Source organism: Actinoplanes sp. NPDC048796, from assembly GCF_040650035.1.
GTDB lineage: Bacteria > Actinomycetota > Actinomycetes > Mycobacteriales > Micromonosporaceae > Actinoplanes.
Window position 1 is genome coordinate 96,571 of record NZ_JBEZGO010000022.1, and the last position, 26,848, is coordinate 123,418.

General features: G+C 70.4%; 24 protein-coding genes. 11 read left to right on the forward strand and 13 right to left on the reverse strand.

Annotation, left to right across the window (positions count from 1 at the left end; genetic code table 11):
- Positions 1–19: 19 nt before the first annotated feature.
- Complete coding sequence (locus AB0C26_RS43410; protein WP_360260342.1) at positions 20–2,281, reverse strand: catalase; 2,262 nt, start codon at positions 2,279–2,281, stop codon at positions 20–22.
- Positions 2,282–2,548: 267 nt separating this feature from the next.
- On the opposite strand from AB0C26_RS43410, the gene AB0C26_RS43415 reads away from it, so the two are divergent.
- From AB0C26_RS43415 to AB0C26_RS43430, 4 genes are all read left to right on the forward strand, one after another.
- Positions 2,549–3,523, forward strand: coding sequence for an ATP-binding cassette domain-containing protein (locus tag AB0C26_RS43415; RefSeq protein ID WP_360260346.1), 975 nt, complete (start codon positions 2,549–2,551; stop codon positions 3,521–3,523).
- Positions 3,520–4,176: a methionine ABC transporter permease gene (locus tag AB0C26_RS43420; RefSeq protein WP_360260349.1), complete on the forward strand. Its 657-nt coding sequence runs from the start codon at positions 3,520–3,522 to the stop codon at positions 4,174–4,176. Before AB0C26_RS43415 ends, AB0C26_RS43420 begins: the two co-directional genes overlap by 4 nt.
- 13 nt (positions 4,177–4,189) lie before the next feature.
- On the forward strand, positions 4,190–5,011 hold the full coding sequence (locus AB0C26_RS43425; RefSeq protein WP_360260352.1) for a MetQ/NlpA family ABC transporter substrate-binding protein: 822 nt from the start codon (positions 4,190–4,192) through the stop codon (positions 5,009–5,011).
- 68 nt (positions 5,012–5,079) lie between these two features.
- The gene (locus AB0C26_RS43430; RefSeq protein WP_360260355.1) at positions 5,080–5,403 is read left to right on the forward strand and encodes a hypothetical protein; all 324 of its coding nucleotides are present in this window, start codon (positions 5,080–5,082) and stop codon (positions 5,401–5,403) included.
- Here AB0C26_RS43430 and AB0C26_RS43435 read toward each other — a convergent pair.
- Complete coding sequence (locus AB0C26_RS43435; RefSeq protein ID WP_360260358.1) at positions 5,387–5,941, reverse strand: ATP-binding protein; 555 nt, start codon at positions 5,939–5,941, stop codon at positions 5,387–5,389. The genes AB0C26_RS43430 and AB0C26_RS43435 overlap by 17 nt on opposite strands.
- Positions 5,942–6,180: 239 nt before the next feature.
- Here AB0C26_RS43435 and AB0C26_RS43440 point away from each other — a divergent pair, with 239 nt between their 5' ends.
- The 3 genes from AB0C26_RS43440 (at position 6,181) to AB0C26_RS43450 (ending at position 10,912) form a co-directional block, all read left to right on the forward strand.
- The gene (locus AB0C26_RS43440; protein WP_360260361.1) at positions 6,181–10,095 is read left to right on the forward strand and encodes a discoidin domain-containing protein; all 3,915 of its coding nucleotides are present in this window, start codon (positions 6,181–6,183) and stop codon (positions 10,093–10,095) included.
- Positions 10,096–10,220: 125 nt separating this feature from the next.
- Positions 10,221–10,727, forward strand: coding sequence for a class I SAM-dependent methyltransferase (locus AB0C26_RS43445; RefSeq protein WP_360260364.1), 507 nt, complete (start codon positions 10,221–10,223; stop codon positions 10,725–10,727).
- Between the two features lie 44 nt (positions 10,728–10,771).
- Positions 10,772–10,912: a hypothetical protein gene (locus tag AB0C26_RS43450; protein ID WP_360260367.1), complete on the forward strand. Its 141-nt coding sequence runs from the start codon at positions 10,772–10,774 to the stop codon at positions 10,910–10,912.
- Here AB0C26_RS43450 and AB0C26_RS43455 read toward each other — a convergent pair.
- The 5 genes from AB0C26_RS43455 to AB0C26_RS43475 form a co-directional block, all read right to left on the reverse strand.
- Entirely contained in the window at positions 10,909–13,425 is a 2,517-nt protein-coding gene (locus AB0C26_RS43455) for a M14 family zinc carboxypeptidase (protein WP_360260370.1), read from the reverse strand. The genes AB0C26_RS43450 and AB0C26_RS43455 overlap by 4 nt on opposite strands.
- Before the next feature lie 75 nt (positions 13,426–13,500).
- Positions 13,501–14,187, reverse strand: a complete 687-nt coding sequence (locus tag AB0C26_RS43460; RefSeq protein ID WP_360260373.1) for a hypothetical protein — start codon at positions 14,185–14,187, stop codon at positions 13,501–13,503.
- Positions 14,188–14,229: 42 nt separating this feature from the next.
- Entirely contained in the window at positions 14,230–15,426 is a 1,197-nt protein-coding gene (locus AB0C26_RS43465) for a M28 family metallopeptidase (RefSeq protein WP_360260376.1), read from the reverse strand.
- A 50-nt stretch (positions 15,427–15,476) separates the two neighbouring features.
- Positions 15,477–16,649 (reverse strand): SGNH/GDSL hydrolase family protein, encoded by a 1,173-nt coding sequence (locus tag AB0C26_RS43470; protein ID WP_360260379.1) that lies wholly within the window; start codon positions 16,647–16,649, stop codon positions 15,477–15,479.
- Positions 16,650–17,294: 645 nt separating this feature from the next.
- Entirely contained in the window at positions 17,295–18,209 is a 915-nt protein-coding gene (locus AB0C26_RS43475) for a SigE family RNA polymerase sigma factor (protein WP_360260382.1), read from the reverse strand.
- Positions 18,210–18,264: 55 nt separating this feature from the next.
- Between AB0C26_RS43475 and AB0C26_RS43480 the strand changes: the two genes are divergently transcribed.
- Entirely contained in the window at positions 18,265–18,972 is a 708-nt protein-coding gene (locus AB0C26_RS43480) for an alpha/beta hydrolase (protein ID WP_360260384.1), read from the forward strand.
- Here the strand turns inward: AB0C26_RS43480 and AB0C26_RS43485 are convergent.
- The 5 genes from AB0C26_RS43485 to AB0C26_RS43505 form a co-directional block, all read right to left on the reverse strand.
- Positions 18,962–19,966 (reverse strand): methyltransferase, encoded by a 1,005-nt coding sequence (locus AB0C26_RS43485; RefSeq protein WP_360260387.1) that lies wholly within the window; start codon positions 19,964–19,966, stop codon positions 18,962–18,964. The genes AB0C26_RS43480 and AB0C26_RS43485 overlap by 11 nt on opposite strands.
- A gap of 7 nt (positions 19,967–19,973) precedes the next feature.
- Complete coding sequence (locus AB0C26_RS43490) at positions 19,974–20,903, reverse strand: NAD(P)-dependent alcohol dehydrogenase (protein ID WP_360260390.1); 930 nt, start codon at positions 20,901–20,903, stop codon at positions 19,974–19,976.
- Entirely contained in the window at positions 20,900–21,127 is a 228-nt protein-coding gene (locus AB0C26_RS43495; protein ID WP_360260393.1) for a helix-turn-helix transcriptional regulator, read from the reverse strand. Before AB0C26_RS43495 ends, AB0C26_RS43490 begins: the two co-directional genes overlap by 4 nt.
- Positions 21,121–21,510 (reverse strand): hypothetical protein, encoded by a 390-nt coding sequence (locus AB0C26_RS43500; protein WP_360260396.1) that lies wholly within the window; start codon positions 21,508–21,510, stop codon positions 21,121–21,123. Before AB0C26_RS43500 ends, AB0C26_RS43495 begins: the two co-directional genes overlap by 7 nt.
- A 317-nt stretch (positions 21,511–21,827) precedes the next feature.
- Entirely contained in the window at positions 21,828–23,234 is a 1,407-nt protein-coding gene (locus AB0C26_RS43505; protein WP_360260399.1) for a hypothetical protein, read from the reverse strand.
- A 371-nt stretch (positions 23,235–23,605) separates the two neighbouring features.
- On the opposite strand from AB0C26_RS43505, the gene AB0C26_RS43510 reads away from it, so the two are divergent.
- Both AB0C26_RS43510 and AB0C26_RS43515 read left to right on the forward strand, forming a co-directional pair.
- The gene (locus tag AB0C26_RS43510) at positions 23,606–24,997 is read left to right on the forward strand and encodes an OFA family MFS transporter (protein WP_360260409.1); all 1,392 of its coding nucleotides are present in this window, start codon (positions 23,606–23,608) and stop codon (positions 24,995–24,997) included.
- Positions 24,994–25,119, forward strand: a complete 126-nt coding sequence (locus tag AB0C26_RS43515; protein ID WP_360260401.1) for a hypothetical protein — start codon at positions 24,994–24,996, stop codon at positions 25,117–25,119. The genes AB0C26_RS43510 and AB0C26_RS43515 overlap by 4 nt, the downstream gene beginning before the upstream one ends.
- A gap of 82 nt (positions 25,120–25,201) precedes the next feature.
- On the opposite strand, the gene AB0C26_RS43520 is transcribed toward AB0C26_RS43515, so the two are convergent.
- A complete protein-coding gene (locus tag AB0C26_RS43520) occupies positions 25,202–25,792 on the reverse strand; it encodes a phosphotransferase (protein WP_360260404.1) in 591 nt (196 codons plus the stop codon).
- Between the two features lie 848 nt (positions 25,793–26,640).
- Here AB0C26_RS43520 and AB0C26_RS43525 point away from each other — a divergent pair.
- The coding region (locus AB0C26_RS43525; RefSeq protein ID WP_360260407.1) for a hypothetical protein at positions 26,641–26,848 on the forward strand (208 nt) is incomplete at its 3' end.

The window sequence follows — 26,848 nt, forward strand, 5'->3', positions numbered from 1 at the left end:
ATGACGCTGCGAGGAGCGGTCAGGCCACCGTGGCCGGGAAGCGTTCCCAGACGCGGTGGGCGGCCATCAGCTGCTGCACCTGGGTCAGGGCGGCCGCGCCGGACTCGGCGCTGACCACTCCCAGGGTGCCGGTGATGCCGGCCGCGGCCAGCGCCTCGGCGCCCTCGCCCCAGGCGCCGATCGCCTTGGCGTGGCGCCACGCCTCGTCGAGCAGCAGGACCACCCGCGGGTCGACCGAGGTCGCGGCGGCGCCGGCCTTGTCGTCGCGGGCCGGGATCGCGTCCGGGGCCGGGACCGGCGCGGCGCCGACCAGGATCGCGTCGAACTCGATGGAGCGGGCGGTGGCGAACGTGCGCTGCACCGGCAGGCCGCCGACCTTGCCGCCGTGCGGGGCGATGATCAGCGGGACCATGCCGGCCGCCTGGATCGTCTCGCGGACCTCGGCCAGGCCGGGCACCTCGGTGCCGTCGGGGCCGACCACGATGCCGACGATCCGGCCGTCCGGCGGCCACTCGCCGCCGACCTGCGACAGGGCCGGGCTCGGCTGCGGGTCGATCAGCTCGACGGTGGGCTTGGGTGCGGGCAGGCCCAGGCCGGTGGCGACCTCGGCGCACAGCACCGGGTCGATGTTGGCCAGGCTCTGGAGCTGGCGCTCCTTGATCGCCTGCTCGTAGCACTTGCCGAGCTCGAACGTGTAGGCCCGGATGATGTGCTCCTTCTCGACCGGCGACATGCTCAGCCAGAACAGGCGCACCTGGCTGTAGTGGTCGTCGAACGAGGCCGGGTTCTGCCTGATCTTGGGTGCTTCGGCGACGCGTACCGGGAAATCAAGGAAGGCCTGCTCTTTGTCGCCCGCGGTGAACGGGTTGCCGCCGTCGAGCGAATTCGGCCGGTACGGCGCGACCCCGGCGTGCACCGCGTGCTGGTGGAAGCCGTCGCGGAGCATGTCGTTGACCGGAGCGTGCGGCCGGTTGATCGGGATCTGCGAGTAGTTGGGACCGCCGAGCCGGGTGAGCTGCGTGTCGACGTACGAGAAGAGCCGCCCCTGAAGCAGTGGATCGTTCGTCACGTCGATGCCCGGCGGCAGATGGCCGAGGTGGAAGGCCACCTGCTCGGTCTCGGCGAAGAAGTTGCGCGGGGTGCGGTTCAGCACCAGCTTGCCGACCCGCTGAACCGGGGCGAGCTCCTCCGGCACGATTTTGGTGGGGTCGAGCAGGTCGATGCCGGCGAACGTCTCCTCGGGCGTGTCCGGGAATACCTGGATGCCCAGCTCCCACTCGGGGAACGCGCCGGCCTCGATGGCGTCGTAGAGGTCGCGCCGGTGGAAGTCCGGGTCGACGCCCGCCGCGATCTGCGCCTCCTCCCAGGTCAGCGAGTGCACGCCGAGCTTGGGCTTCCAGTGGAACTTGACCAGCACGGTCTCGCCGGCCTCGTTGATCAGGCGGAACGTGTGGACCCCGAAACCCTCCATGGTCCGGTACGAGCGGGGGATGCCCCGGTCGGACATGTTCCAGATGGTGTGGTGCTGGGCCTCGGTGTGCAGCGAGACGAAGTCCCAGAACGTGTCGTGCGCGCTCTGCGCCTGCGGGATCTCGCGGTCCGGGTGCGGCTTGCCGGCGTGGATGACGTCCGGGAACTTGATCGCGTCCTGGATGAAGAAGACCGGGATGTTGTTGGCGACCAGGTCGAACGTGCCCTCGTCGGTGTAGAACTTCGTGGCGAAACCGCGGGTGTCCCGTACGGTGTCGGCCGATCCCCGAGAACCGAGCACGGTCGAGAAGCGGACGAAGACGTCGGTCTCCTTGCCCTTCTTGAGGAACCCGGCCCGGGTGACGCCCTCGGCGGTGCCGTACCCGACGAACGTGCCGTGGGCGCCGGCGCCGCGGGCGTGCACGACGCGCTCCGGGATCCGCTCGTGGTCGAAGTGCGTGATCTTCTCGCGGAAGTGGTGGTCCTGCATCAGGATCGGCCCGCGCGGCCCGGCCTTGAGCGAGTGGTCGGTGTCGCGCAGGCGAGCGCCCTGCGCCGTGGTCAGATAGGCACCCTGCTGGCCCTTGCTCTCGGCCGGCGCGCCGGTTTCGGCGCCGGTCGGTGTACGGGTGTCCGGCGCACCGTGTTCCTTCTTCGGCGGCAGGGGCTCGACGGGCGTGGTGGGTTCCGCGACGGTCGGCGGCGCGCTCGAGGGCGCTCCCGGCACCGGCGGCGTCAGGGCGTCGGCCACCTTCGCGGCGGCGGCTTCCACTACGTCCTTGACCTTCTTGGCGGGGTTACTAGCTGCCATTATGCGTACATCCTCCGGAAGATGGCGGATTGCGACGCCATCGGGGTACCCGGGTCCGGAGCCGATAAACGAAATCTGGAACCGCTCAAGATCCTTGGAGCAAAGTCACCCGGACCATCGAAGGCGAAACGGGCCGCTCTGAGTAGGTGACGGTCAGGTATCAGGCTGGTGACGGTCGTTACACGAACTTTCCTCGGGCGAACGGTGCCGCTATGGTCTGTCGATGTCCCATCAGCCTATGGGATATCTAGGCTTTAAGGGTGCTTCTTGATCGAGATAACGGGACTCCGGAAGACCTACCGGAGCCGCGGCCGTGAGGTGCGCGCCGTCGACGGCGTCGACCTCACCGTCGGTGAGGGTGACGTCTTCGGCGTGCTGGGGCAGAGCGGCGCCGGCAAGAGCACGCTCCTGCGCTGCGTCAACATGCTCGAACGCCCCGACGAGGGGCGCATCGCCGTCGGCGGTGTCGACCTGACCGCGCTGAACCGCCGGAGACTGCGGCTCGCCCGGCACGGCATCGGGATGATCCACCAGCACTTCGCGCTGCTCTCCTCGCGGACCGTGGCCGGCAACATCGCGTTCGCGCTCGAGGTCACCGGCGAGCCGCGGGCCGCGCGCAAGGCCCGCGTGTCGGAGCTGATCGAGCTGGTCGGCCTGGGCGGGCGCGAGGACGCGTACCCCTCGCAATTGTCCGGAGGCCAGAAGCAGCGCGTGGGCATCGCCCGCGCGCTCGCGGCGCGGCCCAAGGTGCTGCTCTCCGACGAGGCGACCTCCGCGCTCGACCCGGAGACGACCGACTCGATCCTGCGGCTGCTGCTCGATCTCAACCAGCGGCTCGGCCTCACGATCCTGCTGATCACCCACGAGATGGGGGTCGTCAAGAAGATCTGCCACTCGGCCGCGGTGATGCGCGACGGCAAGTTCCTCGAGTCCGGCCCGGTGGCCGACCTGCTGCACCGGCCCGGCTCCTCCCTGGCACGGGACATCTTCCCGCTCGGCGCGCCGTCCCCGGTGTCCGGGCAGACGGTCGTCGACGTGACGGTCAGCGGTTCCGTTGCCGACTCGCCCCTTCTGTCCGCGCTGTCGCGCGAGTTCTCGTCCGATGTACGGATCCTGAGTGGCTCCGTCGAGACGCTGGCCGCGACCCGCGCCGGGCGGTGGCGACTGGCCCTCACGGGTGACGCCGCTGGGCAGATCGAGTTCCTGCGAACGGCCGGCGCCCAGGTGGAGGTAGTGGCATGACCTGGTCCGAAGTCTTCGACCTGCTCGGGGTGGGCCTGCAGGAGACCGCCTGGATGGTCTTCGTGTCGACCGTCCTGACCGCGCTCGGCGGGCTGCTGCTCGGCGTGCTCCTGGTGCTCACCGCGCCCGGCGGGCTGCTGTCGGCGCCGCCGCTCTACTCGGTGCTCGGCCTGATCGTGAACATCACCCGTTCGCTGCCGTTCATCATCCTGCTGGTGGCGGTCATCCCGTTCACCCGGGCCGTGGTCGGCACGACGATCGGCACCGACGCGGCCATCGTGCCGCTGACCATCGGCGCCATCCCGTTCTTCGCCCGCATCGTCGAGGCCGCCCTGCGCGAGGTGCCCAACGACGTGATCGCGGCCGCGACCGCGATGGGCGCCACCCGCACCCAGATCGTCGGCAAGGTGCTGCTCCGCGAGGCCCGCCCCGGTCTGGTCGCCGGCCTGACCATCACGGTCATCGCCCTGGTCGGCTACTCGGCCATGGCCGGCGTGGTCGGCGGCGGCGGCCTCGGCGACCTGGCCATCCGCTACGGCTACCAGCGCTTCGAGACCGAGGTCATGATCGCGACCGTCGCCGCGCTCGTGGTCTTCGTCCAGCTCGTACAGGTGGCGGGCGATCTCGTCGTCCGCCGGCTCTCCCACAAATAAGAAAGGTTGTTCTGTGCGCCGCTCCATCACCGCCCTCGTAGCGTCCGCTTCCCTCTTGCTGGGGCTGGCCGCTTGCGGTTCCGACTCCGATGAGGCCGCCGGCTCGTCCTCCGACACCCTGAAGGTCGGCGTCAGCCCGGTCCCGCACGGGGAGATCCTCAAGTACGTCGCGGACAACCTGGCGTCCAAGGAGGGCCTGAAGCTCGACATCGTCGAGTTCAACGACTACATCCAGCCGAACGTGGCCCTCAAGGAGAAGCAGCTCGACGCCAACTACTTCCAGCACGTCCCGTACCTGGAAGAGGAGATCGCGTCCAAGGGCTACAAGTTCACCGCGCTCAAGCCGGTGCACATCGAGCCCCTCGGCGTCTACTCCAAGACGGTGAAGAGCCTGGCCGAGGTCCCGTCGGGTGGCGTCGTGGGCATCCCGAACGACCCGTCCAACTCGGGCCGCGCGCTGAGCCTGCTGGCCAAGAACAACCTGATCACGCTGAAGGACGGCGTCGGCGTCAAGGCCACCGAGAAGGACATCACGGGCAACCCGAAGAACCTGAAGTTCAAGGCGCTGGAGGCGGCTCAGCTGCCCCGCAGCCTCGAGGACACGGCCGTCTCGGTCATCAACGGCAACTACGCCATCGAGACCGGCCTCAAGCCGGCCACGGACTCGCTGGCCCTGGAGTCGGGCGACGACAACCCGTACGCCAACCTGGTCGTCGTGCGCACCGGCGACGAGAACGACGCCCGCGTGCAGAAGCTCGAGAAGCTGCTGCACAGCGCGGAGGTCAAGAAGTTCATCACCGACAAGTACCAGGGCTCGGTCCTGCCGGCCTTCTGATCCACCACGGGTGAGCACCGGCCCTCGGGCCGGTGCTTTTCCGTAGGCAGGGAATGGGAAGATGGGCTGTGACCGGGCGACCTGAGATTGTCTGTATCTGTGGCTCCGCGCGGTTCCTGGACGAGATCGGCGCGGCCAACCGTGAGCTGACCCTCGCGGGTGTCATCGTGGTCGCGCCGGCTGTCTTTCCGCGTGGTGAGGAACGCGGAACGGACGAGCCGATCACCGGCGAGCAGAAGGCCGTCCTGGGCGACCTTCACCTGCGCAAGATCGATCTGGCCGACCGGGTGCTGATCGTCAACCCGGGTGGGTACGTCGGCGAGTCCACGCGCAGGGAGATCGCCTACGCCCGGGCCGCCGGGAAGCCGGTCTCGTTCACCGATCCCACCTGAGGGAGGGCCAGAATCGCTGGGCCCAGTCGAGCCAGCTCTCGTCCTCGGGCGGCGGGAACGAACCGGAGAGCTCATCGGCGCCGGGGACCTCGAACATCTCCCGCCAGGGGCCGAGTTCGGCCTCGGCCATCGGGAACGTCCGCTCCGGGGTGTGTTTCCAGCGGTTCTGGATCCGGCTCCACTGCTCCGCACGGTCCACCGGCAGGTAGACGATCTCGCTGGCGGCCCCGGCGGAAGCGGCCAGCCAGCGGAGGGCCGAGCGTTCGTCGCGCGACCACAGCCCGAAGTCGAGTACGACGCTGAGCCGTAGCCGCAGGGTGTCGATGGCCATGGTGATGAGCAGGCCTTCCAGCAGCCACCGCTTGCCGTTCGGTCGCTCCTGGTGACAGTCTTCCTGGCCGAAGAGGGTGAGCGCCCACTCGTCGGGGGTGAGCCGCAGGGCTCCGCGCTCCGCCGCCAGCTCACGCGCTCGCACGGTCTTGCCCGACCCGGGAAGACCGACCATCAGGAACAGCGTCGGTACGTGGTCCGCGTTCATGAGGTCATGGTGCGCGAACGTCGCGGCCGGCCGCTCCGATTCCCCCTCGCCAAGCGCCCGCTCGGACGGTTCGGGGGCAAGCGGGGTTGCCCTCACGGGAAAGGCCGGGTCGAACAGCATCGGGCGGCGAGGTCAGGATGGTTGACTGCGGCGCACGATCGACGGTCGAAACGTGGTCTTGACACATTGGAATCTTGGCCGTCTTATGACAACGTTGTCAACGTCCTCCTGGAGTCATCATGGTCGATTCACCGTCCGTGTCCCGACGGGCGCTTCTCGGCGCCGGCGGTGGGCTGCTCGCCTCCGTCGCGCTGCCGATGGGCGCGGCCCGTGCCGCTTCCCCCGGTGCTGCTCCCGCCACCACCGAATTGGCTCTTCACCGGCCCGTCACGGCGTCCTCCACGGCGTACGCCCCGGCGCAGCCGTCCTTTGTCGTCGATCGTCTGCCGCAGGCCGGCGTGCGGGGCTCCGGATGGCGCGCCGGCGGCGGTGACCCGCAGTGGATCGCCGTCGACCTGCAGGCCGTCTGCGAGATCTCGGCGGTCACGCTGACGTTCGAGGCGACCCTCGCCGACGGGCCGTTCGACGGCAACTACGGCGGCACCGACGGGGACGAGGTCCTGTCGAGCGCGGCCACGGCGTACACCATCGAAGTCAGCTCCGACGGCAAGACCTGGACCGTGGTACATGAGACGGCCGAGGGCTCGGGCGGCGTGCAGCAGATCGCCCTGGCGAAGCCGGCGCGAGCGCGGCACGTGCGGCTGAGCGTGCGGAAGCAGCACAACTCCAACCCGGCCGGTCTCAACGGCTTCCAGGTGTACGGGCGTGCCCTCGGCGCCCGGCCGCGGGCGAAGGGCTGGACCGATTGGGCCGGCGGCAACACCGAGCCCGCGCCCGCGCTGGGTGTCGCCAAGGACGGGACGGTGCCGCTGGAGTCGGGCTGGGCGCTGACGATGGACGACTTCGCCGACTCGGACCCGCGCGACTGGGTGCCCGCCACCGTTCCCGGTACGGTTCTGGCCAGTCTCGTCGAGCAGGGCCACCTGCCCGACCCGGTCGCCGGCTTCGAGAACCTGCGCATTCCCGAGGCGCTGTCCCGGCACGCGTGGTGGTACCGCCGCGAGTTCAAGCTGCCGCGGGGGTTCGACGCCTCGCGGCACGTCTGGCTGGAGTTCGATGGCGTCAACCACGCCGCCACGACCTGGGTCAACGGGGTCGAGGTGGGCACCGTGACGCACCCGTTCGCGCGGGCCGCCTTCGACATCACCGAGGCGCTGAAGGGCCACGCCCAGCACACCGTCCGGGTGAAGATCTCGCCGATGCCGCACCCGGGCACGCCCGGCGACAAGTCGCTGAACAGCTGGACGTTCCTCGGCGGTGGCTCGATCTTCAAGGATTCGCCGACCTACCTCGCGGTGTCCGGCTGGGACTGGATGCCGGCCGTCCGGGACCGCGCCTCGGGCATCTGGAACCATGTCCGCCTGCGCAGCACGGGCGACATCGTCATCGGCGACCTGCGCGTCGTCACCAAGGTGCCCGACTCGCGTACCGGCGAAATCACCGTGACCGTCCCGGTGCGCAACGTGGCCGCCACGGCGACCACCGTGACGCTCAAGGCGTCGCTCGGCGTGACCAAGACCGTGACCGTTCCGGCCGGCGCGAGCCTCGACGTCACGCTCGGCACCGTGCGCGTTCGTGACCCCAAGTTGTGGTGGCCCAACGGGTACGGCGAGCCGCATCTGCACGACCTCACGGTCACCGCCACCGTCGGCCGCACGGTCAGCGACACCCGCAAGATCCGGTACGGCATCCGCGAGTTCTCGTACGAGTCGCACCTGCCGGTGGTGATCAGCCCGGCCGCCAAGCCGCCGCTGAACTTCCAGGACGGCAAGGCGGCGCAGACCGTCACGTTCGACCGGCAGCACAAGCGCTACGTACGGATCCAGGCCGGCGCCCGGGCCACGGGCTGGGGCGTGTCGATGTGGTCCCTTTCGGTCTCCGACGGAGACGGCGCCGACCTGGCGTTGAACAAGACCGCCACGGCGTCGTCGGCCGGGGACGGCTCGAGCCCGGCCGCGGTCGTCGACGGCGACCCGGGCACCCGGTGGAGCTCCGACTACCGCGACAACGAGTGGATCCAGGTCGACCTCGGCGCGGCGGCCGACTTCGACCGCGTGACGATCCTCTGGGAGCAGGCGTTCGCCCTGAACTACCGCGTGCAGGTGGCCGACGGCGAGAGCGGCCCGTGGACCGATGTGAAGGCGGTCGACAACGAGACGGCGCCCGGCAACACCGGCCGCCAGGTTGTCGAGGTGCCGGGTACCAGCGGCCGCTATGTCCGCGTCCAGGCCGGCAAGCGGGTCACGGACTGGGGCGTGTCGATGTGGGCCCTTTCGGTCCTGGCCGACGGCGACGACCTGGCCCGCGGCAAGACGGCGACGGCCTCGACGAGCGAATCGTCGAACCCGCCGGGCAACGTCACCGACGGCAATCCCCGGACGCGCTGGGCCTCCGAGTCGGCCGACAACCAGTGGATCCAGGTCGACCTGGGCGCGGTGGCCACGTTCGACCAAATTCGGATCGACTGGGAACAGGCGTACGCCAGGGACTTCGTCGTCCAGGTCTCGGCCGACGGCTCGTCGTGGAAGGACGTCAAGGCGGTCGACAACCGTGCGACCGAGCTGAAGATCAGCGTGAACGGTGTGCCGGTGTTCTGCCGTGGCGGTAACTGGGGCTGGGACGAGTTGTTGCGCCGTACTCAGCCGCATTTGCTGCGGGAGGCGGTGGCGATGCATCGGGACATGAACTTCACGATGATTCGTAACTGGATCGGCAGCAGTACCCGTGAGGAGTTCTTCGCGGCTTGTGACGAGTACGGGATTCTGGTGTGGAACGATTTCTGGGAGGCCGGGCCGTTCATCGAGGAGTCGGCCACGTACGACGCGATCGTCGCCGACACGATTCGCCGGTATCGGCATCATCCGAGCATCGCGGTGTGGTGTGGGGCGAACGAGCAGTTCCCGCCGCCGGCGATCGACGCCGGCCTGCGTAGGGCGGTGGCCGAGCTCGACCCGGAGATCGTCTATGTGCCGTCGTCGAACGCCGGCGTCGTCAGCGGCTCCGGCCCGTGGCACTGGATCGACCCGGTCACCTACCCGGACCCGAACGTCTACAAGAACGGGACGCTCGGCTTCCACACCGAGATCGGCATGCCCGTGGTGCCGCACCCGGAGACCCTGCGCAACCTCGCCGGCGACCAGCCCGCGTGGCCGATCTCCGAGGTGTGGGGCTACCACGACTGGGCGCTGATCGGGAACCAGCACGTCGGCGGCTACCAGCAGGCGATCGAGGAGCGGCTGGGGGTGGCGTCGTCGCTGGAGGAGTTCAGCGCTCGCGCTCAGTTCGTGAACTATGAGAGCCATCGGGCGATGTTCGAGGCGTGGAACTCGTCGTTGTTCGACAACGCGTCCGGGTTGTTGCTGTGGATGTCGCATCCGGCTTGGTACAGCACGGTGTGGCAGACGTATGACTATGACTTGGATGTCAATGGCGCGTATTACGGCGCTCGGAAGAGTTGCGCGCCGCGTCACGTGCAGGCGGATCCGGGTACGTGGCGGGTGCGGGCGGTGAACCACACTCCGTCGGCATTGATCGATGTGACGGTGACGGCGCGTGCGTACGACCTGGCGGGCAAGCCGCTGGGTCGGGAGCAGAGGCAGACACTGTCCGTGGCGGCTTCCGCGACAACTCCGGCGTTCACGGTTGCCGCGCCGCAGGGTCAACCGCTTCATGTGGTACGGCTGGAAATGCGCACCGCCAAGGGCGAACTCCTGTCGGAGAACACCTATTGGCGGTACACAAAACCGTCCGACATGCGGGCCCTGTCGACGATGGCGCGCACCAAGCTCGACGTGCGCACGGCATCGGCGGCCGGCGGCGTCACGGCAACGGTCACCAACCGGGGCCGGGCGGTGGCGGCGCTGGTCCGGGTCGCCCTGCGCGACGGCACGGGGGAGCGGGTCCTGCCGGCCGAGTACAGCGACAACTACTTCTGGCTGCTCCCCGGTGAGACCCGCAAGGTCGCCATCACCTGGCCGTCCCGGCTCGGTCGCCCTCGCGGTCTGAAGGTGACCGCCGAGGCGTACAACTCCTGAGAAACCCGCGGCCGGCGTCCCCGCCAGGACGCCGGCCGTGCCCGTGAGCAAACCGGGTTGCCCTTGAGGGAACAGCCGAGGCGGATGGCGGGAAGCGGGCGCGACGCGGTGGTTGACTGCTGCGCATGTCGAGTGATGTCGGGTGGACGGCGCTGTTGACCGCCTACAGCCGGCCCCAGGAGAGCCGCCGGGACGGCCGCCGCCTGGTGGAGGATCCGTACGCGGCGGAGTTCATCGCGGCCTACACCGGTCAGGTCCTCGATCCGGCGGGAGCGTTGCCCGACCTGGGGCCGGCCGGCGACCGGGGCTCGTCCTCGCTGTGGGCGGTGTTCGAGTTCTACATCCCGCAGCGCACCCCGTTCTTCGACCGGGCCGTCCGGCGGGCTCAGGACACCTGCCGGCAGGTGGTGCTGCTCGGTGCCGGGCTCGACACCCGGGCGTATCGGCTCGGTTTGAGCGCCGAGGTCACGGTCTTCGAAGTCGACCGGCCCGCCGTGTTCGCGTTCAAGGACCGGGTGCTGACCCAGCTGGGGGCCCGGAGCACCGGCCGGCGGGTCGAGGTGGCGGCCGACCTGGCCGCCGAAGGCGCCGGCGCGGCGCTGGTCGCCGCCGGGTCACCTGGCGGCAGCTGACCTCCAGTTGGGCGTACGGGCTGGTCGGCCAGCAGCCACCCGCGGTGCTGACCCGGCACGGCTGGACGCCCGGTGAGGTGACCGACCTGGCGACCCTGGGCCGCGCCACCGGACGAGCGGTCCCACCGGCGTTCGGCGCGCCCGGCGCGGGCCTGGTCTGGCTCTACGAAGGGCTCCGCGCCTAAGAATTGGTCCAGTAGAGGGCGCGGGCGAACTGCGCGTACAGGCCCTTCGGGTGGGCTCGGAACAACGGTTCGGTGCCGAACAGGACGGCTCGGCTGCCTCGGGCCGTGGTGCCGGAGACGACCGAGGCCTGGCCCGCCGCCTGGGACGGGCCACCCACGCCGGGAGCGGTGGGCAGCCAGTGTCCGGCGACGAGTGGGGTCTCGGCGTAGCGCTGTTCGACGGTGAACCCGGTGCCGGTGAACCACAGCGGCGAGTAGACGAACGAGTTAGGCGGTGAGTCCGTGCCGGTGACCTGGCCGGGGTTGCGGACGGCGACGACTCCGTTGGCGTCGCCGCGGCCCGCGACCGCGGTCGCCGGAAGCAGGCCGGCGGCCGCGTTGAACGTGGCGCCGGTGACGCCCCGGGTGACCACACCGCCGCGGCTGAGCAGGTCGTCGACCTGTGCCTGGGCGGCCTCGGTGAGCTGCGTGTAGTTCAGGCCGGAGGACACGACCAGGCCGGTCACCCCGGCCAGGCTCGCGCCGGCGTTGAGGGTGGCGGTGGAGACCGTTCGGACGTCGAAACCCATCTCGCGCAGCGCGAACAGCTCGTCGGCGGCCACGGCGGCGGCCAGCACCGGACGCGAGATCGGGGTGCCGGCGTGGCCGCGCGCGGCGGCCTCGAGACGTACCCCGAACCGGTCGGCGATCCACGCCGCACTGGCCGGGAGGACAACGGTGGCCGCGCCGTACAACCGCAATTTGATGCCCTCGTCGAGGAGGGCGTTGACGGCCCGGACGTCGGCCGGGTCCCGCAGTGTGAGAGCCAGCTCCCGGCTCTGGGGAACGGAGCTCGTCCCGGTGGCGACGGAGACGGGCGACGTGGCCACGCGCGGCGCCGCGGTGCGGCTGATGTCGACCGAGGCGCCCCAGAGCAGGCGATGGCTCCAGCCGGAGATGTCGTACATCTGGGGCACCAGCGAAGAGATGTCGCGTCCGGCCTCGAGCAGCACGTTGGCCAGGCCGCGCTTGGGCTGGTGCATGTCCACGACGTACGAGCCGGCCGGGTAGCGGCGGCCGTTCAGGGTGAAGCTCGTACGGGCCTCGGTGACCCGGACGTCGTGGGCGATCAGATGGTTGACCAGGCGCGCGGCGGCGGGTGCGGAACGCTGCCGGGCGCCGGCCGGAACGACGTAGGCCCGGGGGAAGGTCGTCGAGTAGCGGTCCTCGGGGCCGAAGCCGGGCACATAACCGTCGGGAACGGAACGCTGCGGCTCACCGGCCCAGCCGCGGCGGAACTGCTCGATCTGGCCGGCCAGCAACGAGGCCCGGTTCGTGTCGGCGTACGTCAGGGCCGCCTCGATCGTCGCGGCGGCGACGTCGGTGTTGACGCCCGCGCGGCGGCGCAGCTCCTCGACCGGCAGAGTGGTGTAGAGGTCCCGGTTGACCTGCAACGGAATCTCGACGGTGTGGCCGACCGCGCCCTGGTACATCGCGTACATCGGGGTGAAGATGGGTGGCCAGTCGTCCCAGTCACCGGGAGCGTAGTCCCGGAACGGGATGTCGGCGCGGGTGGTCTCGGGGTGTCCGAGGCGCTGGATCGCGGCCTCCATACCCAGGGCGTTCGGCAGGGCGTGCCTGATGTACAGGTCGTACTCGTAGTTCTGCCCGTGCGGCGGCGTGGCCGGCTCGATCAGCGTGGTGCCGGTGTAGCCGTGCTCGTCGAGCATGACGAACGGCTGGGTCCCGATGACGACGTCGCGGACAGCGCGCGACTCCGGCTGCGAGCTCGTGGCGTGGTCGCGGTTGATGTCGAAGCCGGCCCCGTTGACGCGGGTGCCGGCGATCCGCCCGTCCGGGTTGTTGGTCACCGTGACGTAGACCCGGCTGCGGGCCAGGAAAGCCTTGGTGGCGGCGTCGGTCGCGGTGGCCAGCCGCTCGATGACGCGCAGCGCGCCGTCGGTGCCCTCCCACTCGTCGCCGTGAATGTTCGCGTTGATCCAGACCGGCGTCTTGTACCCCCGGGCCAGCGACCGGTCGCGCTTGGCGGCGACCGGATCGTTCTCGATCAGCTCGCGCCACCGCTGCTGCCGGGCCGCCTCGGCCGCGGTCTCGGGTGCGGTGACCGTGACCAGATAGAGGTCCCGGTCGAGCGCGGAGTGCCCGACGACCTCGGCCGACACCCGGTCGGAGGCCTGCTGGAGGGCGTTCAGCCGAGGGGCGATGTCGTGGTACGGGATGAGGCCGAGCTTGATCGATCGGTCCTCCGGGTTCGCGGGGTAGACCCGCAACTCGTGCCGCCGCGGATAGCCCTGGCGCCCCGGCTTCCAGGCCGCGCCGGGCACGGCCGCCGACAGGATCCGCGCCGCCGCGCTGTCGGCGGCCGCTACCTCATTGCGCTCGGGCCCGTTCCCGAACTCCCGCGTCGAGCCCCGGTCGTCGGCGCGCGCGGGCGCCGAGGCGTGCGCGGGCACCGCCGAGGCGGTGATGAGCAGAGCCGCGCCGAAGCCCGCGGCGAGCCGTGACAGGTCCACAATGCACTATTACCCATCGACGTACGTGATTGGTAATACCGCTTGTGCCATTCGCCCGGCGGGATGGGCCCCGCCCTAGGCCAGCAGGGCCTCGCGCATCTCCTTGCCCGGGTTGAAGCCGCCGACGACGGCGGGGGAGTTCGGGTCGTAGACGTTGACGGTGTTGTTGCGGCGCATCAGCTCGCGGACGGGCTGGGGGAGGGGTGGCTCGTCGCTCATGGCCGCGCGCAGGTCGCGGGTGGTGCCGATGAGGCGGTGGGCGAGGGTCGCGGCGTCGGTGTCGGGGCGGACGCGGGCGAACTCCCAGCCGGCGATCGTCAGGTCGAGGATCTCGAACAGGTGGGCCAGCGGCGGGGCCGGGTCGGTGAGTTTCACCAGGCGCTTGGCCTCGGCGCCGATCGCCGCGACGGCGCCGCTGACCTGGATGTACGGGTGGAGGCCGCCGGGCAGGGCCCACAGGTTCCAGCGCAGGCGGCTGCCGGTCTCCCTCCACAGCGGACGGTAGTTGCGGCGGTCGACCGCGTAGCCGTACCCGGCGACCTGGGCGGCCACGTCGGCGTACGCGGCGTCGGCGAACTCCCGCACGACGCGGGCCGCGGCCAGCACCCCGTCGTCACCGCCGAGCTGGGCGGCGGCCGCGTCGGCCTGCTGCAGGAAGGTGCCGGGCACGTGCGGCCCGTAGCGGGTGCGGATGTCGTCGACAATGGCCTGCTGCTGGCCGGGGTCCTTCTGACTGCCGGACCCGCGCCGGAACCACCGCATGTCGCCTCGTTTTCGCTTGCAAAGGACGAAACCGCGGCAATGTTAGCCTGCCTCCTCCACCGGGCGTAGCCACCCGGCCAGCGCGGCCGCGTTCATCCGCAGGATCTCCACCGCGAGCCCGTAGTCGATGTGCGTGAGCAGGTCGTTCTCGCTGTGGATGGTGCCGTTGGCGCTGTCGTTGCCCTCGATGGTCAGCACCGCCGGGACGCCGGCCACGATGAACGGCACGTGGTCGCTGGCGAACGGGCTGAGCGACGTCTCCACCCGCAGCCCGGTGACGGCGCCGGCCGCCGTGGCCAGGTCGTCGATCAGCTGCCGCGAGACCGGGGCGCCCTCCAGCAGCACCCCGGGTTCGGGGCCGTTGCGGACGCCGATCATGTCCATGTTGAGGACGGCCCGGATCCGGCCGCGCTCGGCGGCCGGCAGCCCCGCCACGTACTGCTTGCTGCCGAACAGACCCTGTTCCTCGCCGCCGAACAGGATGAGCCGCAGGTCGTTCTCCCACTCGTGGCCGGCGAGGACGCGGGCCAGCAGCAGAAGGCCGGCCGCGCCGCTGCCGTTGTCGTCGGCGCCGGGCGCCTTCGTGCCGCCGGCCTGGTTGACCGAGTCGAGGTGGGCGGTGACGAGCACGGCGCCGCGGTCGGCGGCCGCCCGGCCCGGCCGGTCGGCGATGACGTTGGCGCTCTGCCCGCCGCCCACGCTGACCGGCTGGCGCGACGTCGCGTACCCCAGGGTCGTCAGCGCCATCTCGGCGCGGTCGGCCGCCTGGCGGAACCCTTCGCTGAGCGAGTGCCGCGTCTCCAGCTGGCAGATCCAGGTCAGGTCGCTTTCGTACGGCGGGCGCGTGACCCCTTCGAGCACCTTCGTGACCGCCGCGCTCACCGGCCCGACCCGCCGCTCCGGCCGGTCGACGACGACCGGATCGGGCGGCAGGGGCTCCACCCGCCAGCACGTGTCGTCCTTGCCGCGCAGCGCCTCGCCGCCCTCGACGACGAGATGCCGGCCGTGGTCGAGGATGACCGGCACGTCCGGGTGCGCGTCCTGGAAGGCCCGCCCCACCTGCGTGACCAGGGACAGCCCGGACGTCACGGAGCCGGTGCGCGCGCCCGGTGCGACCGGTTCGGCCTCCGCCGACCAGACCAGCGCCTGGTCGCCGAGGCGCACGCGGCGCCCGGAGGTGCGGCCGCCGGCTCCGGCCTCGTCGGCGGGCAGTACGGCCCAGTGAATTTTCGCGGTCATGCCGGCGACGATCCTCCTGCTGGTGCCGCCGGTTCAGTCACCTGGCCGACTCAGCGCAAGAGCGACAGGTCCACCGCCTCGTCGATGGCCCGCATGCCGGCGTCGTTCGGGTGCAGGTGGTCGCCGCTGTCGTACCGGGCGAGGTAGCGGGCCGGGTCGTCGGGGTCGTGGGTGGCGGCGTCGAGGTCGATCACACCGTCGCAGCCGCTGGAGGCGCCGCGGAGGAAGGCGTTCACCGCTTCCCGGCCGGCCTCACCCCGCGTACTCCAATAATCGGCGCCCTTGAACGGGGTGAGGGTGGAGCAGAGGACCCGCACGCCGGCGTCGTGGCTCCGGTCGATGACGGCGCGCAGGGCGGTGATCAGCTGCTCGCCGGAGGGGCTGTCGTCGCCGAGGTCGTTGATGGCGGCGTCGGAGAGGACGACCCATCTGACGCCCGGCTGGGAAAGCACGTCACGCTCAAGACGTTTCGGTACGCTCTCGCCGGCGCCGTCCCGGAGGAGTTTGTTGCCACTGATGCCGGCGTTGAGGACGCCGACCGTGCGGCCGGCGGTGCCCAAACGCCGCGCGAGCAGGTCGGGCCAGCGCCGGCCGGCGCCGAACGCGGAGTCGAAGCCGTCGGTGATGGAGGCGCCCAGCGCGACCACGGCGCCCTCGGCCGACGGATCGCGCACATCGAGCCCGGACAGGAAGAAGTAGCTGTCGACGGTCTCGGCGCCGGTGAGGGTGGCGCCGGCGGTCTGGTCGTTCGCGCCGACGTAGTTGTGCCGGTTCGCGAACGAGTGCCACGTGGTCGCCCGGCTCCCGTCGGGCAGGTAGGCGCTGACCGCGACGTCCGCGCTCGCCGGCAGGGCGAACGCGACCGGGTCGCTTTCGAGGCTCGCGCCCGCCGCCATCGTCGCCGTCGCGGCGCCGCCGAAGGTCACGGCCGTGGACGTGCTCGCGTCGATGGCGGCGTCGCCCTCGCTGAGCGCCAGGCGCACGTTCGCGAGGGTGAGCGGGGCATCGCCGAACTCGTTGGACAGCCGTAGGCGCACGGTCGAGCCGCCGATGCTGGTGCGCAGCACCTGACGTACGGTCTGCCGGCCGAACGAGCGGCCGCCGCTCTGCGCGGCCACGGCCCAGCTGCCGACCCAGTCCGCCGCCTCCGTTACCGGTGCGGCCGGCGTACACCCCGCCACGGCGAGGACCGCCAGAGCCGCCACCAGCATCTTCCCGACCATCGAGCCCACGGTACCGAGTCGATCATGTGGTACAGCGGTACTTCGCCCGCTCGCGAAGATCGAACCCCGGTAGCACGCAGACGCCAGAAAAGCCCGGTTCGTCCCCTTCCGGCAAGATGGCTCTGCTCCAGCTGGCTCCGCTCTTGCTGCCGGCGGGCGCAGCCGCACGCGGCGCTCCGGGCCGGTGCCAGCCGATTCTTGCTCAGGGGCGCCCATCCGGGGGACGCGGTGATCGCGCCGGCGCTGACCAGGCGTCTGCTGGACGAGACGGAAGACGCGCGACCACGTTCGGGCGGTCATTGTCGCGTACGACATGAATCTGACCTGACCCGGCGCGGGTTGAGCGACGCCTGTGTATGGTCAAACCGTAACCATTCGGGCTGATCGGGCGGCTGATCGTGGACCTCGACGTGCGGCCGGTGCCGGTGCGAGGGCTGACCGAGGCGGAGGGCGAGGCGCGCCGCCGCCGGGGCGAGGCCGACACCACCGGCAAGGGCGGCGGCCGCAGTTACGCGACCATCCGGCGTACCAACGTCTTCACGTTCTTCAATGTCATTCTGTTCGTGACCGGTGTCGCGCTGCTGTTGCTCCGGCGCTACGGCGACGCGCTGATCAGCGTCGGGCTCGGCCTCGTCAACGCCGTCATCAGCGCGCTTCAGGAGATCCGGGCCAAGCGCAAGCTGGACCGCCTGCAACTGCTCGACCGGGCCATGGTCGTCGTGGTGCGCGACGGGCGCGAGATCTCCGTCGCGCCGGACGCGGTCGTTCGCGGCGGCCTGGTCCGGGTGCCGGGCGACCGCGGCCGCGGCGGTGGTGGTCGCGGCCGCTCCGCTCGGTGACCAGCGTCTCCCGCACCTCCGCGAGGTCGTGACCGCCGAGCGGCAGCACCTCGTCGACGGTCAGTTTGCCGGTGGTGAGGGTGCCGGTCTTGTCGGCGCAGACGACGTCCACATTGCTCACCGACTCGATCGCGTTCACCTGCTGCACGAGGGCGCCCTGACCGGCGGAGCGGGCGGCGCCGGCGGTGTAGGCGACGGCGATGAGGAAGAACAGGCCGTACGGGACCAGGCCGGAGAGGACGCGCCCGGTTCGGTCGGTCAGCTGGTCACGAAGGCGGGCGAGCCCGCGGGATCCCCGGCTCTTCACCGCGCCGACCGAGACACCCAGCTCGGCCGCGGTCCCCTGTTCGGAGAAGCCCAGCCAGTACCGCAGCACCACCACCGCCCGCATGCGGGCCGGGAGCGTGGCCAGCGCGCTCAGGACCACCTGCCGGTCGTCGGCGCCGGCGTACTGGTCGGCGCCCGCCCGGTCGGGCACCACCGGATCGCGCCGGGCCGACCACGGCGAGCGCCACCAGCTCGTCTGGAGGTTGACCATCGTGCGCCGCGCGTACGCCTCCGGGTTCTCCCGCCGCAGCCGGTCCCAGCGCAGGTAGACGCGCGTCAGCGCCTCCTGCGCCAGATCCTCGGCCTGCGCCGGGCTGCCGCACAGCAGCACGCCGAACCGCAGCAGGCGAGGCCCGCTCACCGCCGCGAACGTCGTGAAATCACCGTCGTCCATTCATCCTCCCGCTCCCCAACGCGGGACCCTCGCCAAAGGTTGAGATGCTGTACGCATGACAGCGCTCCGCATTCGCACGGGTGGCACCGAGTCACCGACTGTCCTGTTGCTGCACGGCCTCGGCGCCACCGCCGACGTGTGGACAGGGCTGCCGGACGAGCCCGGCACTCCGGCGTGGATCGCGCCCGACCTGCCCGGCCACGGCGGCTCCGCGCCTCTTCCCGAGTACTCCTTCGCCGCGGTCGCCGAGGCGGTGGCCGGCCTGATCGACCCCCGAGGGACGGTCATCGTGGGGCACTCTTTCGGCGGGGTGATCGCCCTGCAACTGGCCACGGAACCGGGTGTGCGCGCCGTCATCGGCCTGGGCATCAAGGTGTCGTGGTCGGACGAGGAACTGGCCAAGGCGGCCGCCCTCGCGCGGCGGCCGGCGCAGGTGTTCCCCACCCGCGAGGAAGCGGAACGCCGTCACCTGCGGGTCGCCGGCCTCGCCGGCGAGGTGCCGGAGACCGCCGTCGTCGAGGTCGAGGGCGGCTGGCGTACGACGTTCGACCCGCGCGCCTTCGCCGTCGGCGCGCCGCCGGTGGAGTCGTTGCTGGCGGCCGCGCCGGTCCCGGTGATCCTGGCCCGCGGCGAGCGCGACCCCATGGTGTCGGCCGCGCAGATCGAGGCTCTCGGGGTGGAGCCGCACGACCTGCCGGGCCTCGGCCACAACGCGCATGTCGAGGACCCGGCCGTCGTACGCACGCTGCTGTCTAGGGTTTGACCCCGAGCACCGCCCCGTTGGCGCCGGGCGCGTCGAACCGGACCGTGCGGATCGCGGCGAAGCCGGCGCCGGCCAGCCACTGCTCGTACTCCACATCGGAGTAGTTGCGGCCGCCGACGGTCTCCACCAACATGTTCATGCCCATCAGCGCGGCCGCCGCCGGCCCGGTCCGGTCGGCGTCGAGCAGCAGCTCCGAGACGATGACGAGCCCGCCCGGCTCCAGCGCCGCGTGAGCCTTGGCCAGCAGCTGCCGGTTGGTCGCCTCGTCCCAGTCGTGCAGGATCATGCTGAGCAGCACGACGTCGTACCCACGCGGCAGTTGCTCGTCCTTGCGGAAGTCGCCCGGCGCCGTCGCGATCCGATCGCCGAGACCGGCCGCGGCGGCCTTCGCCGCGGCGATCTCACACACGTGAGGCAGATCGAGAACCGTCGCTTGCAGGGTCGGGTGGATCCGGCAGAGTTCTATGGGGTACGCCCCGGAGCCGCCCCCGACATCAAGCAGCCGCCTCCGCCCGGTCAGGTCGACCGCCGCGCTCAACGCCCGCGCGGTGAACAGCGACGTCGAGTACATGGCGTCCCAGAACGTCGACAGCATCGCCGGATCGGCGGTGTCGAACATGGACTCCTGGGTCGCCGGATCCCAGGTGAGCGGCCGGTCGGTGCGCAGCGCCTCGCCGACCCGGTGCCACGGCAGATAGGTGCGCCGGTCGCAGTAGGTGACCTGGCCGCCGAAGTAGTACGGCTTCCCCCGCACCAGGAACTCCTCGGCCAGCGGCGAGTTTCGGTAGCCGTCGCCGTCGCGTTCCAGCAGGCCGAGCGAGGCGCAGGCGGCCAGCAGCAGGTCGGCCGGGCGCTCCGGAAGGCCGATCTCCTCCTTGGTCAGGGTGCGCCCGCCCGCGAGCCGTGTGAAGAGGTCCAGCTCCACCGCGGCCGCGAACGTCTTGAAACTCCAGAACCCGGTGACGAGCTCCATCAGGGGTGTGGGCGTCAACATCCATCGATCATGTCGTCAGGACGAGCTTGCCCGTCACCCGCCCCTCGGCGAGCCGGCGCATGGCCGTGGGCGCCTCGTCGAGCGGGTAGGAACGTTCCAGCGGGGGATCGGTGAGCGCGGCCAGGGCCTCGAGGTCGGCCCGGCGGGTCAGGGCGAGGGGTGCGCGCAGCGTCTGCCGGGTGAAGGGGGAGACGGCGAGAAGCTGAAGGCTGCGCTCCAGGCCGCCCAGGAAACGGCCGCCGTCCTCGCCGCCGGCGATGGCCAGGGTGCCGCGCGGCTTGAGCAGTTTGCGCAACTCGGCCAGGGGACGGTTGCCGCCGCATTCGACGATCAGGTCGTAGCGGCCTTCCAACGGCGTCGTGGCGTAGTCGACGACCGTGTCGGCCCCGAACCCCTTCACCGCCTCGATCTTGCCGGCGCTGGTGGCGGCGGTGACCCGGTCGCCGCGCGCCTTGGCCAGCATGACCGTGAACGCGCCGACCCCGCCGCCGGCCCCCAGAACCAGAACGTCACCCCGGCCCTTGGCCAGGACGAGGCGGGCGGTGGCACCCGAGGTGGGCATGCAGGCGGCCTGATCGAAGCTCAGGTGCTCGGGCTTGCGGAAAAGCTTGGCGGGCTTGGCCGTGGCGAACTCGGCCCAGGTGGAGCGGCCCGACCCGTACACCTCGTCGCCGGGCTTGAACTCGGTGACCTCGGCGCCGACCGCCGCGACCCGGCCGGCCAGATCCATGCCGATCGTGCGATGACGCGGCCGGCCGAGGCCGAACCCGAGCCGGGCCACCAGCGGCAGGCCGGTCATGGCATGCCAGGCGCCGCGGTCGACCCCCGCCGCGCACACCTCGACCAGCACCTCCCGTCCGCCGGGCGCCGGCCGGGCGACCTCGTCGACGCGGAGCACACCGGCGTCGCCGTACACGTCCTGAACGATGGCTCTCATGTCTGTTCACCTTCCGGGTACTGGAACACGTCGTCGAGGCCCACGCCGAACACGCGGGCGATCTGAAAGGCCACCTCCAGCGACGGCGAATACCGCCCCTGCTCGATGGCGATGACGGTCTGCCGGGTGACACCGATCCGGTCGGCCAGCTGTGCCTGCGTCATCTCACCGTGCGCGAAACGCAGCGACCGGATCGCATTGGTGATGCGGGTCGGTTTCACCACGGGTGGAACCCGCGGCGGTAGGCGACGATCCGGGCGGCCGAGCCGAGCACGGCGCTGAGAACGAACGACAGGTAGATGACGTTGGCGATCCAGAAGTACCGCGCCTCGGCGAAGGCCAGCAGCATGGCGGCCACCGCGCCGGCCACGACCAGCGACTGCCCGATGTGGTCGCCGAACCGGGCGATCTCCCGGTCTCGCTGGTCGGTCTGCCGATCCTTGCCGAAGAACATCCCCACGACGATGTTGACCACGATCCCACCGCCGACGGTCCAGAGGGCGGCCGCCACGTACCCGACCCCGGCGGCCAGCAGCACCAGATAGATCCCATAGCCCAGAACACTCGTCACGGCGAGGCTCCAGGCCCTTTTCTCCTCGAGAGGCATGCCTACGAATGTAAAAGATCCACGACATCGAGTCAAAGATGTTTTACACGGCCCTCAGTGTGCTCTCAGGTCACCTCACCTGCGGAACGCGCCGGCGCGGTAAGCCTCCTCGAGGACCCCGCCCCATCTCGTCCGCCGCCTCGGACGAGAGCCGCATGATCGCTCGCTGATCCGGCTCGCACTCGAGCCACCACTGAGCCCAATCAGGCCTTTGATCGGCGAGTGCCTCCGGGTCTGGTGGGCGGCTCAGCGCCACGTCGAGGAACGACAGGAACGCCGCCCCTTCGGAGTTCCGGTGCAGTTGCTGCCGTCGAGTCTCAGTGAGGAACAGGTACATGCCGTCCGCGGTCCGCAGCTTGCCGAGTGCCTGCCGCATCGCGGGGACGCCGGGCGCCTTCTCCGCCCCGAGCGCGCAGACCGCGCGGCGATCGCGGCTCATCAGCCAGATCTCTCTGAGCCATGCGATGGTCAGCGCGGCGATACTCAGAACAAGACCGGCGACGAGAGCAGGCCGGTATCGCCAAGCCAGGATGCCGACGCCTACGACGACCAGCGTCACCACGGGCGTCCACGGCGTCAGAAGCACCGTACGAAGAATGGTCCTCAGCCGGGCGAGGTCGTACGAGGAACGGTGGAACAAGCCGGTCTGAAGGCTGCGCACCGCCGCCGCGAGCGTCGCCGCCGAGGCCAAGGTCACGAAGGTGGGATCGCCCCGATGACTCCCCAAGGCCTCGCCCAGCGGTGCCGAGATCGCCGCGGCGACTGTTCCGATTCAGAAGCGCCAGTGCCACGACCGGGGTCGTCGCCCCCATCCTCAGCCGGTCGGCCTCCGCGACGAAGGGCAGGACCAGGGCGATTCCGAGCGGGGCGACGAGAGCCTGGCGGATCTCGGGTTCGAGCGTCGCCACCCCCGGCCCGACGCGGCGGACCTGACGGTACGCCTCATCCCGGATCCACAAGCTGTCGCTGGCGAACGCCCGCGCGAGGTAGCCGATCGCCTGGTCCGCACCAGCCGCCGCGCAGAGTTCGATCACCCACTTCTGATCCAGCCGGCCACCTTCCGACCACGCCCGGCTCAGGATCCTGTTCGCCGCCCTGCTCACCGCGTGCTGTGCGATGTCCTCCGGGGTGAGGGCATCGGCCATCAGGTCCAGCAGGTAGAGCGCTCCCGACGGCCAGAACGTGGACGGGTCGCGTGCCGCCGTCCAGAGCCGCCGCTCGATCGCGGTCAGCAGGTCGACGGAATGCTCCACCCGTTGGGTCTGCGGAACCACGACCGCGGTCTCCCGCCAGCGTCCGTCGCTCAGCAGCTGGGCCGGCGTCACCGCGCTTTCGTCGCGGATGACCGCACAAGTCGCGAAGTGCTCCTGAAGGCGCCGATGCGAGAACGTGACCCTGTCCCGGGCCTCGGCGTCCGCGTAACGGGTGAGATGGCAATAGAGCAGCGCGTCGATCGCCGACTCGACCTCGTCGGCTGAGAACGCTGTCTGTTTCACGAGGCGCGCGGAGACCACGGACCGGCTCGCGGACAGACCGAGACCCGGGTCGGCGAGCATCAGGAAAGCGAGCTCCTCGGCCACCGTCCGGGTCGTGCCGACGTCCACCGCGAAGCGGTTCTCGATCCTCTCCCGGTCGCGGGCCAGCCGCGACCGCACGTAGCTTTCGATCACCGCGTGCGTGCTCTGTGGCAGCGACCCGGTGGTCCGCACGTCCTCCCACAGCACCGAGGCCAGCCTGGCCCGCCGGCGAGCTTCGCGCGACGGCGGGGGCGAAGAAGCCGGTGGCGGGGGCGGTGCGGTCGCCAGCGCGACGATGACCAGCGCCGCGACTACGAGCGCCAGGATCAGCCAGGGTCACCACGGGTCCTCCGTGAAGAACGGCGGCACCTTCTCCGACGCGAAGTTGATGACCAGGCCCCGGACGGTGCCCAGAACCGCCGAGATCAATATGACGACCAGCAGGGAACGCCGCACCGCGCACCTCCTCCGGCCGCGACCGTATCAATGGCATTTGATCTCGCTCCCGGGTTGCCGCCGCAAACGTTTGAGGTGAGGATCGATCTCATCCCCCAGGGTTGGAGGCGGTTTCGTTGTCCCTGCTCACCGCGCTCGACCGCCAGCACACCGTGGCGCCGGCCGGGTACAGCCGGTGGTTGATCCCGCCGGCGGCGCTCTCCGTGCATCTGTGTATCGGGCAGGTCTATGCGACCAGCGTGTACAAGAACTCGTTCATCGCGCACTTCGACGCCAGCCAGACGGCGATCGGCGTCATCTTCAGCATCGCCATCGTCATGCTGGGCCTGTCGGCGGCCGTCGGCGGCACGTGGGTCGAGGCGAACGGCCCCCGCAAGGCCATGTTCGTCTCCGCCTGCTTCTGGGCGGCCGGCTTCCTCGTCAGCGCCCTCGGCATAGCCACCGGGCAACTGTGGCTGGTCTACTTCGGGTACGGCTTCCTCGGCGGCATCGGCCTGGGCATCGGCTACATCTCGCCGGTCTCCACGCTGATCAAGTGGTTTCCCGACCGCCCCGGACTCGCCACCGGCCTGGCCATCATGGGCTTCGGTGGTGGCGCTCTGATCGCCAGTCCGGCCTCAAGACAATTGCTTTCCCTGTACGACTCGGACTACGACCCGAACGTGGCGACCTCAGTGGCCTCGGGTCACGCGCTGGTGCTGCTGTTCCTGACCCTCGGCATCGGCTACTTCCTGATCATGATGTTCGGCGTGGCCAACATCCGCGTACCGGCCGAGGGCTGGAAGCCGGCCGGCTGGAATCCCGCCTCCGTCCGCGAGAAGCCCCTGGTCACCACGGCCAACGTCTCGGCCGCGAACGCCATCCGTACCAAAGCGTTCTGGCTTCTGTGGATCGTGCTGTTCTGCAACGTGACCGCCGGCATCGGCATCCTCGAACAGGCCAGCCCGATGATCCAGGACTTCTTCCGCTCCGACGGCGTCTCGACGGTCAGCGTCGCCGCGGCCGGCGGCTTCGTGGGCGTCCTGTCGCTGTTCAACATGGCCGGCCGTTTCGCCTGGTCGTCGACGTCCGACCTGATCGGCCGCAAACCCATCTACATGGTCTACCTGGGCGTGGGCATGGTCCTCTACCTGCTCCTGGCCCTGGTCGGCGACGTCGCGACGGCCCTGTTCGTCCTGCTGGCCGGCGTGATCCTGTCCTTCTACGGCGGCGGCTTCGCGACCGTACCGGCGTACCTGAGAGACCTGTTCGGCACCTATCAGGTGGGCGCGATCCACGGCCGCCTGCTGACCGCCTGGTCCGCCGCCGGCGTCGCGGGCCCGCTGATCGTCAACGGCTTCCTCGACCAGCAGGGCAAGCCCGGCACGCTGACCTCCTCGGCCTACCAGCCGGCCCTGCTCACGATGGTCGGCGTCCTCGCCGTCGGCTTCATAGCCAACCTGCTGATCCGCCCGGTCCCGTCCACCTACCACGAGCCCGCGTCCACCCCGGCCGCGAAGGAGGCCGCCGCATGACCACCGACAACACCACCACGACCAGCACCCTCCGCCTGGTCCTGTCCTGGCTGCTGGTCGCCGTGCTGCTCGGCTACGGCATCATCCAGACCGCGATGACGGCCGCCAAACTCTTCGACTAGTAGGCGCTTTCCACAGCATCCAGACCGGCTGGTGCCGGTCTGGATGCTGCTCTCGTCCTCGTCTCTCGCAAGTCATTCAAAATCATCGATCGAGGAGATCCAGCAATCGCTGGGCTTGACGGTCGTCGGTTCCCGGCGGATTCCGGCGTACGGAGGACCCGTCCGGCCGAAGCAGCCACAGCCAGAACATCGCCCACAGGCGCCGCGCCGCCAGCAGCCGGGCCTGATCCACGTCGAAGCGGCGGCAGAGGTCATCAGCGTCGATACCGCGCCAGGACAGATGTTCGCTCATGATGGCCAGCTCGGTCGCGGGATCCGAGACGGCAGCGTCCTCGAAGTCCACGATCCAGACCTGACGGCCGTCCCACAGGTAGTTGGCGAAGTTCGGATCCCGGTGCCCGAGAACCAGGGTCGCCGGACGACGGCGCAGCAATGCCGGATCCTCCGTACGCCACCAGAGCTGCGCCGCGTCGTACGCACGCGCCGCGACCCGGCCGGTGGGGCGGGGTGCGCCGGTGAATCGACGAGCGAAGTCGAGGTCGTCAGACCAGGGACCCAGCTCGGCCAGACCGCGGGGCGGCACGGCCCAGAGCCGCGTGACCGCGTCGACCACGCCGGCCAGCTGAACCTCGGTCGGCTGATCAGTCAGCGGATCGCCGGGAACCCGCGACATGGTGACCGTCGGCGGCCGATCGTCGAGTCTGGCCTCAACCGGACAAGGAGCCAGAACGCCCCCGTGCTGCTGGATGTCACCCAGGGCGGCCCACTCACGCCGATGCTCACCGCGGTCCCATGACGCATACCGCTTCACGACGGAGTCTCCGCGGAACGCCAGATCATGAGTCTGCACCACGGCCGGCAGCCTAGCCTCCCACCGGAAGCGTGCGTCGCCTCGTTTCCCCATGCGGCCGCCGGCCCGGCTCGTCCTGACCCCCGATCGAGCGCCCGCGCGGCCGGCCGCACAAGCGCGATGGAGGCGGGCGTCGTGCGCAGCGGCTCCTCCCCACACGAATAGTGACGGTGCCGCAAAGTGTGGGCGCGCTGTGTCGCTGAATCCCCTATTCACGATTCTTTATTTGGCATGATCCTTTCTTTGTTTTCGATCTTCGGCGTACGGGATAATGGTTCATGGCGCAGCTGGAGTTCTTTTCTAGGTCTGAGATATCGGCGATGCGTGACTGGTCCGGTGTGCCGAGTCATGCGCCGGACATGGTGGAATTCCGGCGTGTTCAGGCGGAGCGGAGGCGGTGGGGCCTCAAACGGCGTCATGCGTTGAAACTGTGTCGATTGCATGGCTGTTCGCGGTTGTGCGGGGAGTTGGGCTTACACGATGCGATCGAGCGGATACCGCCACTGCTGTGGGACGACGAGCTCACGTGTGCGCGGCGACCGGATCTGGGTGGCCCGGCCGGCGCCGGTGGTCATCCGCACGGCGCGCCGCAGACTGTGTTCGCCGGCCGGCCGCAGAAACCAGTGGGAGCCGAGCCGGCAGCGCGGACCGAGAGCGCGGCACCGGTCGAGGTGGCAACGCACCCCGAGTCGGCGGCCCGGGCCGAGGTAGTGGAGCAGCGCGAGCCGACGACCCGGGCGGCGGCGAAGCCGGGGTCGGCACTCCGGGCCGGGGTGGCGGTGCTGTGCGGGTCGGTAGTGCGGACCGAGAGCGCGGCTCCGGCCGAGGCGGTAACGCACCCCGAGCTGGCGGTCCGGGCCGAGGTAGTGGAGCAGCGCG

Bases quoted from the DNA above. Each gene is read 5' to 3' on its own strand.
- AB0C26_RS43410 (WP_360260342.1), bottom strand. From the start codon at position 2,281: ATGGCAGCTAGTAACCCCGCCAAGAAGGTCAAGGACGTAGTGGAAGCC.
- AB0C26_RS43420 (WP_360260349.1), top strand. From the start codon at position 3,520: ATGACCTGGTCCGAAGTCTTCGACCTGCTCGGGGTGGGCCTGCAGGAG.
- AB0C26_RS43435 (WP_360260358.1), bottom strand. From the start codon at position 5,941: ATGAACGCGGACCACGTACCGACGCTGTTCCTGATGGTCGGTCTTCCC.
- AB0C26_RS43440 (WP_360260361.1), top strand. From the start codon at position 6,181: ATGGTCGATTCACCGTCCGTGTCCCGACGGGCGCTTCTCGGCGCCGGC.
- AB0C26_RS43445 (WP_360260364.1), top strand. From the start codon at position 10,221: ATGTCGAGTGATGTCGGGTGGACGGCGCTGTTGACCGCCTACAGCCGG.
- AB0C26_RS43460 (WP_360260373.1), bottom strand. From the start codon at position 14,187: ATGCGGTGGTTCCGGCGCGGGTCCGGCAGTCAGAAGGACCCCGGCCAG.
- AB0C26_RS43465 (WP_360260376.1), bottom strand. From the start codon at position 15,426: ATGACCGCGAAAATTCACTGGGCCGTACTGCCCGCCGACGAGGCCGGA.
- AB0C26_RS43470 (WP_360260379.1), bottom strand. From the start codon at position 16,649: ATGGTCGGGAAGATGCTGGTGGCGGCTCTGGCGGTCCTCGCCGTGGCG.
- AB0C26_RS43475 (WP_360260382.1), bottom strand. From the start codon at position 18,209: ATGGACGACGGTGATTTCACGACGTTCGCGGCGGTGAGCGGGCCTCGC.
- AB0C26_RS43480 (WP_360260384.1), top strand. From the start codon at position 18,265: ATGACAGCGCTCCGCATTCGCACGGGTGGCACCGAGTCACCGACTGTC.
- AB0C26_RS43485 (WP_360260387.1), bottom strand. From the start codon at position 19,966: ATGTTGACGCCCACACCCCTGATGGAGCTCGTCACCGGGTTCTGGAGT.
- AB0C26_RS43490 (WP_360260390.1), bottom strand. From the start codon at position 20,903: ATGAGAGCCATCGTTCAGGACGTGTACGGCGACGCCGGTGTGCTCCGC.
- AB0C26_RS43500 (WP_360260396.1), bottom strand. From the start codon at position 21,510: ATGCCTCTCGAGGAGAAAAGGGCCTGGAGCCTCGCCGTGACGAGTGTT.
- AB0C26_RS43515 (WP_360260401.1), top strand. From the start codon at position 24,994: ATGACCACCGACAACACCACCACGACCAGCACCCTCCGCCTGGTCCTG.
- AB0C26_RS43520 (WP_360260404.1), bottom strand. From the start codon at position 25,792: ATGTCGCGGGTTCCCGGCGATCCGCTGACTGATCAGCCGACCGAGGTT.